This is a genomic window from Franzmannia pantelleriensis, assembly GCF_900102875.1.
GTDB lineage: Bacteria > Pseudomonadota > Gammaproteobacteria > Pseudomonadales > Halomonadaceae > Franzmannia > Franzmannia pantelleriensis.
In genome coordinates this window covers 263,398-273,518 of sequence record NZ_FNGH01000005.1, presented here as the reverse complement: position 1 = coordinate 273,518, position 10,121 = coordinate 263,398, and the positions used below count along the sequence as shown (strand labels likewise).

Annotated in this window: 9 protein-coding genes; 1 reads left to right on the top strand and 8 read right to left on the bottom strand. The window is 63.9% G+C overall.

From position 1 onward, the window contains the following. The 8 genes from BLT16_RS21015 to BLT16_RS08420 form a co-directional block, all read right to left on the bottom strand. The coding region (locus tag BLT16_RS21015; RefSeq protein ID WP_245701542.1) for a pyruvate kinase at positions 1-113 on the bottom strand (113 nt) is incomplete at its 3' end. Next, positions 110-1,432, bottom strand: coding sequence for a glycerate kinase type-2 family protein (locus BLT16_RS08450; protein WP_089658086.1), 1,323 nt, complete (start codon positions 1,430-1,432; stop codon positions 110-112). The genes BLT16_RS21015 and BLT16_RS08450, both read right to left, overlap by 4 nt. Before the next feature lie 222 nt (positions 1,433-1,654). After that, a complete protein-coding gene (locus BLT16_RS08445) occupies positions 1,655-2,539 on the bottom strand; it encodes a 2-hydroxy-3-oxopropionate reductase (protein ID WP_089658085.1) in 885 nt (294 codons plus the stop codon). Positions 2,540-2,739: 200 nt separating this feature from the next. After that, positions 2,740-3,516: a hydroxypyruvate isomerase gene (hyi, locus tag BLT16_RS08440; protein ID WP_089658084.1), complete on the bottom strand. Its 777-nt coding sequence runs from the start codon at positions 3,514-3,516 to the stop codon at positions 2,740-2,742. Positions 3,517-3,759: 243 nt separating this feature from the next. Continuing rightward, a complete protein-coding gene (gene gcl / locus BLT16_RS08435; RefSeq protein WP_089658083.1) occupies positions 3,760-5,535 on the bottom strand; it encodes a glyoxylate carboligase in 1,776 nt (591 codons plus the stop codon). 283 nt (positions 5,536-5,818) lie between these two features. Next, positions 5,819-6,307: an ureidoglycolate lyase gene (locus BLT16_RS08430; RefSeq protein WP_089658082.1), complete on the bottom strand. Its 489-nt coding sequence runs from the start codon at positions 6,305-6,307 to the stop codon at positions 5,819-5,821. A 94-nt stretch (positions 6,308-6,401) separates the two neighbouring features. Continuing rightward, positions 6,402-7,235, bottom strand: coding sequence for a bifunctional allantoicase/(S)-ureidoglycine aminohydrolase (locus BLT16_RS08425; RefSeq protein ID WP_089658081.1), 834 nt, complete (start codon positions 7,233-7,235; stop codon positions 6,402-6,404). Between the two features lie 201 nt (positions 7,236-7,436). Beyond that, on the bottom strand, positions 7,437-8,300 hold the full coding sequence (locus BLT16_RS08420; RefSeq protein ID WP_089658080.1) for a MurR/RpiR family transcriptional regulator: 864 nt from the start codon (positions 8,298-8,300) through the stop codon (positions 7,437-7,439). Between the two features lie 283 nt (positions 8,301-8,583). Here BLT16_RS08420 and BLT16_RS08415 point away from each other — a divergent pair, with 283 nt between their 5' ends. Then, positions 8,584-10,035, top strand: a complete 1,452-nt coding sequence (locus BLT16_RS08415; RefSeq protein ID WP_218124424.1) for a YfcC family protein — start codon at positions 8,584-8,586, stop codon at positions 10,033-10,035. Positions 10,036-10,121: the final 86 nt, after the last annotated feature.

Here is a 10,121-nt window from a genome sequence, read left to right as displayed (position 1 = left end):
ACCACGTCGACGCCGGCCTCGAGCATGGCTTCGAGGACGCCCTCGCGGTCGCTGGCCGGGCCCAGGGTGGCGACGATCTTGGTGCGGCGGATGGCAGGCAGGTCAATGCTCATGAGGCCCTCGGCAGCACCAGAATGGCGCGCAAATCGTTGACATTGGTGCGAGTCGGACCGGTGATGATCAGGTCGTCCAGCGCGGCGAAGAAGCTGTAGGCGTCGTTGCGCGCCAGGTGGTCGGCAACCGACAGCCGCGCGGCCTGGGCGCGGTCCCAGCACTCGGGGCCGAACAGCGCCCCGGCGTTGTCCTCGGAGCCATCGATGCCGTCGGTATCGATAGCCAGGGCATAGATGCCCTTGGCGCCCTTGAGGGTGTCGAACAACCCCAACAGATACTCGACATTGCGCCCACCGCGACCGTCGCCCTGGACGGTGACACTGGTCTCGCCGCCGGAGAGAATCAGCAGCGGCGCGCTGATCTCGCCCTGAGCGGTTAACGCCATGCGCCCCTGGGCGCGTCCCAGGTCACGCGCCTCGCCTTCGAGGTCGTCACCCAGCAGGCGCACCTGCACGCCGCTGCGCTCAGCGCGGGCCTGCGCAGCTTCCAGGGCATCGCTGGCCTTGGCCAGCACGCGTGAGATGTCGCGAGTAAAGCCAGGCGAGCCGACCTGAGGGGCCGAGACATCGCTCACCAGGTGGCGACGCACGCTGTCGGGAATCTCGATGGCGTGGCGCTCGAGGATCGCCAGCGCATCTTGCGGGGTGGTGGCATCCGGCAGTGTCGGGCCCGAGGCGACTAGCGTTGGATCGTCGCCGGGCACGTCGGAGATCAGGTAGGTCACGACCCGTGCCGGATGCGCCGCGGCGGCCAGGCGGCCGCCCTTGATTGCCGACAGGTGGCGGCGCACGGTGTTGATCTCGCGAATCGGCGCCCCGCAGCGCAGCAGCGCCTGGTTGATGGCCTGCTTCTGGCGCAGCGCCAGCCCTGCCGCCGGCAGCGTCATCAGCGCCGAGCCGCCGCCCGAGATCAAGACGATCACCAAGTCGTCTTCGCCAAGCCTGGCCACGCTATCGAGCATGCGGCGGGCGGCCTGCTCGCCGAGGTCATCGGGCATGGGGTGCGATGCCTCCAGCACCTCGATGCACCGCGCTTTGCCCTGTGGCGGCACCCCATGGCCATAGCGGGTCACCACGACGCCGTCGAGAGCAGCGTCCGGGTAGTGCTGTTGCCAGGCCCGCTCCAGCGCCCGCGCCATGGCGGCGGCCGCCTTGCCAGCGCCGACCACCACGGTGCGGCCGGCCGGTGGCGTTGGCAGGTTGTCCGGCAGCAGGCTGTCGGGATGGACGGCAGCGACGGCGCCCTGTGCCAGACGCAATAGCCACTGGCGTGTCGCCTCCGTGCTGGTAAAGGGGGGAGGGGGGGTAAAGGCATTCATTGGTCAACTCCTCACAGCACGCAGTGCGCGACGCAAGTGAAAGCGGGATAGCGTATCGGGGAAGCAAAAAAACCGGTGACAAGCCGTATGTCGCAGGGGGGGCACCTGTCACCGGTGGAAGGCCACATGCCGTGGCGATGGCAGACGACGACCCGACGCCTGCCAACTCATGCGGAGCGCTTGCGCGCTCCCTGTTCTAGCGCCCTCTTGGAGGCGTGAGGCTCAGCTGCCGACTTCGTGGTTGGCGAGCTGCTCGAGAGCACGCAGGATGCCGGCGTGGTCCCAGTCATCGCCACCGTGAGCAACACAGGCCTGGAACAGCTGCTGGGCGTTGGCGGTGCCGGGCAGCGACAGGTTGAGGCTACGTGCCCCCTCCAGCGCCAGGTTCAGGTCCTTCTGATGTAGTTTGACCTTGAAGCCCGGGTCGAAGGTGCGCTTGATCATGCGCTCGCCGTGCACATCGAGGATCTTCGACTGTGCCAGGCCGCCTAACAGCGACTCGCGCACCTTGGCCACGTCGGCGCCGGCCTTGGAGGCGAACAGCAGGCCTTCCGCCACCGCCTCGATGGTCAGCGCGACAACGATCTGGTTGGCGACCTTGCAGGTCTGGCCGGCACCATGATCGCCGATATGGGTGATGGTCTTGCCCATCACCTCGAGGAGCGGCAGGGCGCGCTCGAAGCCTTCCGCTGTGGCCCCCACCATGATGGTCAACGCGGCGTTGATGGCACCGCCCTCGCCGCCGGACACCGGCGCATCGACGTACTCACCGCCGGCGTCATGGATGCGCTTGGCGAAGTCCTGGGTGGCGATCGGTGCAATCGAGCTCATGTCGATCACCAGCGTGCCGGGCTTGAGGCCTTCGATCACGCCGCCTTCGCCGAACAGCACCTGCTCGACGTCTGGGGTGTCGGGCACAATGGTGATGATCACCTCGGCCTCGGCGGCGACGGCTGCCGGGGTATCCAGCTCGCGCATGCCCTTTTCGGCCAGGCTGGCGTCCAGCGCGCCGCGCTTCACCGTCAGCAGCTCATGGCCAGCGTCCAGCAGGTGGCCGGCCATGGGGCGGCCCATGATGCCCAGGCCAATAAATCCGATCTTGCTCATGATATGTCTCCTTTCAGCTTGTCGCTGTGCTTTCTGAATTAGCGCTCGTTGCCAGCTAATCGAGAGATGAGCGCCGGGGGCAAGTCGAAGCGAGGGTTATTTGCCATGGATGGCAATTGTAGCGCCCAGGGATGGGGTCACAGCGCCCTCGCGTAGGCTTGCCGCCGGAATAGCTCATCGCCGACGGGGACCCCACCTAATCATCGCACGCTATCCAGCCAGCCCAGCCCCTCGCGAGTACTGGCAGCCGGCTTGTACTCGCAGCCGATCCAGCCGTCGTAGCCGAGCCGGTCGAGGTGGGCGAACAGGAACGGGTAGTTGATTTCACCCGACCCCGGCTCGTGGCGCCCGGGGTTGTCGGCCAGCTGCACGTGAGCGATCTGCGCCAGGTGCGTCTCGATGGTCGGGGCCAGATCGCCCTCCATGATCTGCATATGATAGATGTCGTACTGCAGCTTGAGATTAGCGCTTCCTACCGATTCGAACAGCGCCAATGCCTGCTCGGTGCGGTTGAGGAAGAAACCCGGAATGTCGCGGGTGTTGATCGGCTCGGCGAGTAGCAGGATGCCTGCCGCTTCGAGCTTGTCGGCGGCATAGCGCAGGTTGTCGATCAGCGTCTGGCGCGCCTGCTCCTGGCTGACGCCCTGGGGCTGAATGCCGGCCAGGCAGTTAACCTGCTTGCAGCCCAGCGTCGTGGCATAGTCGATGGCCTGCTCGACCCCGGCGCGAAATTCCTCGACGCGATCAGGATGGCAGGCGATCCCCCGCTCGCCGGCGGCCCAGTCGCCGGCCGGCAGGTTGTGCAGCACCTGGGTCAGGCCGTGGGCATCGAGTTTGGCCTTGATCTCACTGGCCGGGTAGTCGTAAGGAAACAGGTACTCGACGCCCTTGAAGCCGGCCTGGGCGGCGGCCTCGAAACGGTCGAGGAACTCCTCCTCGGTAAACAGCATGCTGAGGTTGGCGGCAAATTTGGGCATATCGAATCTCCGTTGGGTCGTACGTCATTGCTCGGGGCTTGTCTTGCGACAGGCCTGCGAGGAGGCGCTGTGAATACATCCCTGTACGCTACCGATTCCCTGCGGCGCTCTCGCATCCTGCTTCCGCTTGCAGGGCCGGTGCTGGCCATCCATGGCCAGCCCGTTCGGAGCAGTGCTCCTCACCCCTGGAATCGGACCTCCTCTGCGGCCTGTACCAAGCGCCCCTTGGTCAGTGTGCAGGTTTCATGTCAGGGCGCTGATCGAGGTCGGCGCATCGGTCTGGTTCTCGGCCAGGTCCTCGAACTCGTTGACGCCGTCCAGATCGGTGCCCATGGCGATATTGGTGACCCGCTCGAGGATCACCTCGACCACTACCGGCACGCGGTGCTCGCGCATCAGTTTGCGGGCCTGCTCCAGCGCCGGGGCGATCTGCTCGGGCTCGGTCACACGCAGGGCCTTGCAGCCCAGGCCCTCTACCACCGAGACGTGATCGACACCGTAGTCGTTGATCTCCGGGCAGTTGATGTTCTCGAACGACAGCTGCACGCAGTAATCCATGTCGAAACCACGCTGGGCCTGGCGGATCAGCCCCAGGTAGGAGTTGTTAACCAGCACGTGGATATAGGGCAGCTTGAACTGGGCGCCTGCGGCGAGCTCCTCGACCATGAACTGGAAGTCATAGTCGCCGGAGAGCGCTACCACTTCGGCGCTCGGGTCGGCGCGACACACCCCCAGTGCGGCCGGGATGGTCCAGCCCAGTGGACCGGCCTGGCCGCAGTTGATCCAGTGGCGCGGCTTGTAGACGTGCAGGAACTGCGCCCCGGCGATCTGCGACAGGCCGATGGTGCTGACATAGCGGGTGTCGCGACCGAAGACCTTGTTCATCTCCTCGTAGACGCGCTGCGGTTTGACCGGCACGTTATCGAAGTGGGTCTTGCGCAGCAGGGTGCGCTTGCGCTCCTGGCACGACGCGGCCCAGGCGCTGCGGTCCTTGAGCGTACCCGCCGCCTGCCACTCCCTGGCGATCTCGACGAACAGCTCGAGGGCCGCGCGGGCGTCGGAGACGATGCCGTAATCGGGACCGAAGATGCGCCCGATCTGGGTCGGTTCGATATCCACGTGAACGAAGGTGCGCCCCTCGGTATAGGTCTCGAGGCTACCGGTGTGGCGATTGGCCCAACGGTTGCCGATGCCCATCACTAAGTCGGACTCGAGCAGGGTGGCATTGCCGTAGCGGTGGGAGGTCTGCAGCCCCACCATGCCCGCCATCAGCGGATGGTCGTCAGGAATCGTGCCCCAGCCCATCAGGGTCGGGATCACCGGCACCCCGGTGATCTCGGCCAGCTCGGTGAGCAGCTCACTGGCATCGGCGTTGACAATGCCGCCCCCAGCGACGAGCAGCGGGCGCTCGGACGCATTGAGCATCGCCATGGCCTTCTCGGCCTGGGCCCGTGAGGCGCTGGGCTTGTAGGCCGGCAGCGGCTCGTAGGTGTCCGGGTCGAACTCGATCTCGCTCATCTGCACATCGATCGGCAGATCGATCAGCACCGGCCCGGGGCGCGAGCTGCGCATCAGCTGGAAGGCCTGCTGGAAGGCTCGGGGCACCTGGGCCGGCTCGAGCACGGTGACCGCCCACTTGGTCACCGGCCCAGCGATGGCCTGGATATCCACCGCCTGAAAGTCCTCCTTGTGCAGCTTGGCACGCGGCGCCTGGCCGGTGATGCACAGGATGGGGATGGAGTCGGCGCTGGCCGAGTAGAGCCCGGTGATCATGTCGGTGCCGGCGGGGCCGGAGGTCCCGATGCACACGCCGATATTGCCGGCCTGGGTGCGCGTATAGCCCTCGGCCATGTGCGAGGCGCCCTCGACGTGGCGGGCCAGCACGTGATCGACACCGCCGACCTTGCGCATGGCGGAATAGAAGGGGTTGATGGCGGCGCCGGGGACACCGAACGCCATCTCGACGCCCTCTTTCTTCAACACGTGAATGGCGGCTTCTGCTGCGGTCATCTTGGCCACGACGATTCTCCTCAGTGACGTGAGCAACGGTTGTTGTATACCAAGCTAGACCGCCATCGAATCGGCGTCAATATTTTATGGAAAATATTTCCACTAAAAATATTATAACGGTTATTCGGCTCCTTTATTCAACCAGATGCCGATTGAGCAACAGGCAAAAACCGCTTCATGCTGCGGCCTTGGCGAGCACCGAACGGGCACGCCAAGAGGGCAGGAGGCAAGCCCCCCGCCCGCTAGAGCAGATGCTGATCGACACCGCCACGCTCGGCGGCAATGGGGTGAGTCAGTCGAGGCTGACGCGCAGCGCCAGCGGATACTCGTCGCAGTTATTACCCTCGCCGCCGCGGTCGACGACCAGGAATTCGCCCTCGCGCTCGAGCACCGACTGGATGGCATGCCAGGTACCCGCACGGTAGTTGACGCCCTGACGCCCATCGGTGACGAAGGCTCGTACCTCGGCAGGATCGATCTCATCGCCTGGCGGCGCCACCACGATGATGAAGCGCTCCTGGTGCAACGGCATGAAGGCCTGACTGCCCTGGGGGTGGCGCTCGAGGAAGTCGAGCTCGAGCGGCACATCCACCGGCTGGCTGACGAAGATGCTGATCAGCGTATGCGCCTGCTCACCCAGGGTCTCGACCTTGGCCAGGTCGTGATAGCGGCGGGTGCGCCCGGCGTTGATATGGAAGTAGTCCGCGGTGCGCGTATCGATGACATCACCAAAGAGGGCGAAGGCCTCCGGCGTCAGCGGTGCGGCGTTGAGTTCCAGCATGTCGATCTCCTCATTAGGTACCAGCGCTATCTATGGGTAGCGTTCCAGCGAGAGGCGCCGGCGCCTCTCGCTATCCGAAGTGCTCTGCTCGGTCTCAGCGAGCCCCGAGCCGCAGCGCTGGATGACGGTTGACGTCCTTGTAGAGCAGGTAGCGGAACGGACCCGGGCCGCCGGCATAGCAGGCCTGGGGGCAAAAAGCACGCAGCCACATGAAGTCGCCGGCCTCGACCTCCACCCAGTCCTGATTGAGGTGATAGACCGCCTTGCCCTCCAGCACGTAGAGGCCGTGCTCCATCACATGGGTCTCGTCGAAGGGGATCACGCCGCCCGGCTGGAAGGTGACGATATTGACGTGCATGTCGTGGCGCACGTCCGCAGGGTCGACGAAGCGCGTGGTGGCCCAGCGCCCCTCGGTGTCGGGCATCTCCAGCGGCGCGATATCGTTCTCGTTGGTGACGAAGGCCTCCGGCACCTCGAGCCCTTCGACGAACTCGAACGCCTTGCGCACCCAGTGGAAGCGCACCGGCGCCGCCGACTCATTGCGCAGCTGCCAATCGCTGCCGGGCGGGATAAAGGCGTAGCCGCCCGGTGTCATGTGGTGGCGCTCGCCGGCCAGGGTCAGGGTCATCTCGCCCTCGACCACGAACAGCACCCCCTCGGCGGCTGGGTCCAGCTCGGGCCGTTCACTGCCGCCGCCCGGCGCCACCTCCATGATGTACTGCGAGAACGTCTCGGCGAAGCCCGACAGCGGCCGTGCCAACACCCACAGCCGCGTGTCGTGCCAGAACGGCAGGTTGCTGGTGACGATATCGCCGAACACCCCCTTGGGGATCACCGCATAAGCTTCGGTGAACACCGCACGATCGCTGAGCAACTGGGTCTGGGGCGGATGCCCGCCGTGGGGGGCGTAGTAGCGTCGTGTCGTCATGCTCGGCTCCTCATGTGCAATGGCGGCCTAGGCATCGGCCGCAAAACCTATCTCTCACGTCTTGTGAAACTATATTCCCAAGGTTAACGTGTCCAGAAACTTTTGTTTCATGCGTTGGCAAACGAGAGGGCGTCCATGCATCTGGATCACGCCATCGCCTCACCGAAACCTCCCTATCCGCCCGGCAGCTACGCACAGGCGTCAGGGGGACAGCTCGTCCAGGCTCGAATAGAGCTCGCTGACGCTATCAATACGCGCTCGGCCCTGTACCAGCCGCTGGTGCAACAGCCCATTGGCCAAGAGACTCACCAAGCTCATGGCACTGGCATAACTGTCAAAAGCAGAAATGCTATCCAACGGACACTCCAGCCACCAGTCAGCCTGGACAGCGTAACCCGCAGCCGTCGCGTCACCGATCAACAGTACCCGAACGGGCATCTCGGTCAGGGTGTCCATCAGAGCGTCAAACAGCTTAGGGCGGCGCCGAAACCCGAACACCACGACCAGATCGTCCTCTGCCAAACCGGCCAGCTCCTCAGCCAGAGACTGGTTTGGCTGTGGCGCCAGCACGACATCACCACGAATTTGAACCAGCTGTTGGCGACAATGCATGGCCAGCGGGTAACTGTTGCGGAACCCCACCAGCAAGAGCCGTTGCGCTCGGTCCATGGCCTCAACAATGATCTCGAACGTAGCTGGTTCAATGCGCGACAAAACGCGCTGCAGATTGTCCTGCTCGCGCGCCATGTGGCGCTTGAAACGCTCACCGTTTCCACTCGCCGTGTTGGCATCGGTGACGAGCGGCATACCCAAGCTGCGAAGTTGCCGAGCATGCCGCTTCACAGACTGAAAGTTTTCAAAACCGAGGCGCTTAAAGAGACGGCTGACCGTGGACTTGGAGACGCCAGTCAGCCGGGCCAGGTCAGCCGCACTATAGACGGCCAGGTCATCAAAGTGATCCAGAATGAAACTGGCCACCCTCTGCTCCTGGGCACTCAGGTCGGCATACTGAGCCGATATCCGCTGACCAATGTGTGGCGTCATGGCCACCTGTGGCGTCCTCAAGTGCACCTCCTTTACGCGCAATCCACAACTGTCGAACTACGCCGGAAGGCGCAATTCTTCACAACCAGAAATATTGCGGAAATAATTTCCATAAACCATGATGACTGGTATGAAGTGCCGATAAATCCGCCACCCCCGCTCAGCATCACCCCAACGCATCATCCCCACTCTATCCACTACTGGCATGGGGCAGGTGACACCCGAAGCGCTACGACACCATAACGACACCACCACTCCCGACACCATTGATGTCGACTCCCTCAACAACAACGCGAGGTACATCATGACCAACTCCAACTCTTCGCCAAACCACCGCGACAGCGCCAATGATGGCCAAGGAGGCTGGCTCAGGATTCCCCATATCTACGTGATCCTGTTCGTATTTATCGCCATCGCTGCGGTGGCGACCCACTTTGTTCCTGCCGGTGAGTTCGAGCGCATCCCCGGCCCTGAGGGACGCATCACCATCGACCCCGAGTCGTTCCAACACGTCGAGCCTTCGCCAGTGGGCGTGGTCGACTTCATGCTGGCCATCCCAAACGGGCTGATGAGCGCCGGGGAGGTGGTGTTCTTTACCTTCATGATCGGCGGCATGTTCATGGTACTGCGACGCACCGGCATCATCGAGATCGGCGTCGACAAGCTGACTCGACGCTTCGCCAACCAGAGCCTGCTGATGATCCCGGTGTTGATGACGGTGTTTGCACTGGTCGCCACCATCATCGGCACCCAAGAGCTGGCGTTGGTCTATGTGCCCGTCATCCTGCCGTTGATGATCGCGCTGCGCTTCGACTCGGTGACCGCCGCCGCCGTGGCGCTGTGTGCTACTACCGCCGGCTTTGCCACCGGCGTGCTTAACCCGATCAACACCGGGCTCGGTCAGCAGCTGTCGGATCTGCCACTCTATTCCGGCTTCGGCCTGCGTGCAGTCGCCTTTGCCATAGTGCTTGGCGCCGGCATCTACTTCGTGATGCGCTACGCGCGCAAGGTACGGGATAATCCGGCACTGAGCCTGATGGCCGGCGACGCTACAGAAGCGGAAAAGCGGGACACCTACCAGCATGCCAATGACGAAGGTGCGTTGGTCGCCAATGCCCGTCAGAAGCTGGCGGCCCTGGCCACCTTCGCCTTCTTCGGCATCCTGGTCTATGGCGTGCTGCAGCAGGGCTGGTTCATGATGGAGATGGCCGGCCTGTTCATCGTCATGGGCATCGTCGTCGGCCTGATTGCCGGGCTCTCTACTGAAGCCATCTGCGAAGGCTTCAACAAGGGTTTTCGCGACGTACTGGTAGGCGCCATGATTGCCGGTGTGGCCCGGGGGGTGGCCGTGGTGCTTGAGGATGGCCAGATAATGGATACCCTGGTGTTCGGCCTTGGCAACCTGGTCGGCGAGCTGCCCACCATGCTCTCGGCGATCGGCATGTACTTCGCGCAATTGGCCTTCAATTTCGTGGTGCCATCTGGCAGCGGTCAGGCGTTGGTGACCATGCCAATCATGGCGCCGCTCTCTGACATTATTGGGGTCACTCGCCAGACCGCCGTGCTCGCCTTCCAGCTCGGTGACGGCATGGGCAATATCCTCTACCCGACCTCCGGCTACTTCATGGCCACCCTGGCCATCGCTGGTGTGCCCTGGCAGAAGTGGGTCAAGTTCTTCTTCCCGCTGTTCTGCGTATGGGTATTGATCGCGCTGGCCTTCCTGGCCTTCGCCCAGGCGACCCAGTGGGTCGGATGAGAGACTAGCCGTTACGCCAATGCGTCTGCCCCCTCGCCTAATCGGGCGGGGGGCAGGCCTGGACAAGGCAATCACCCTCCCCAGCA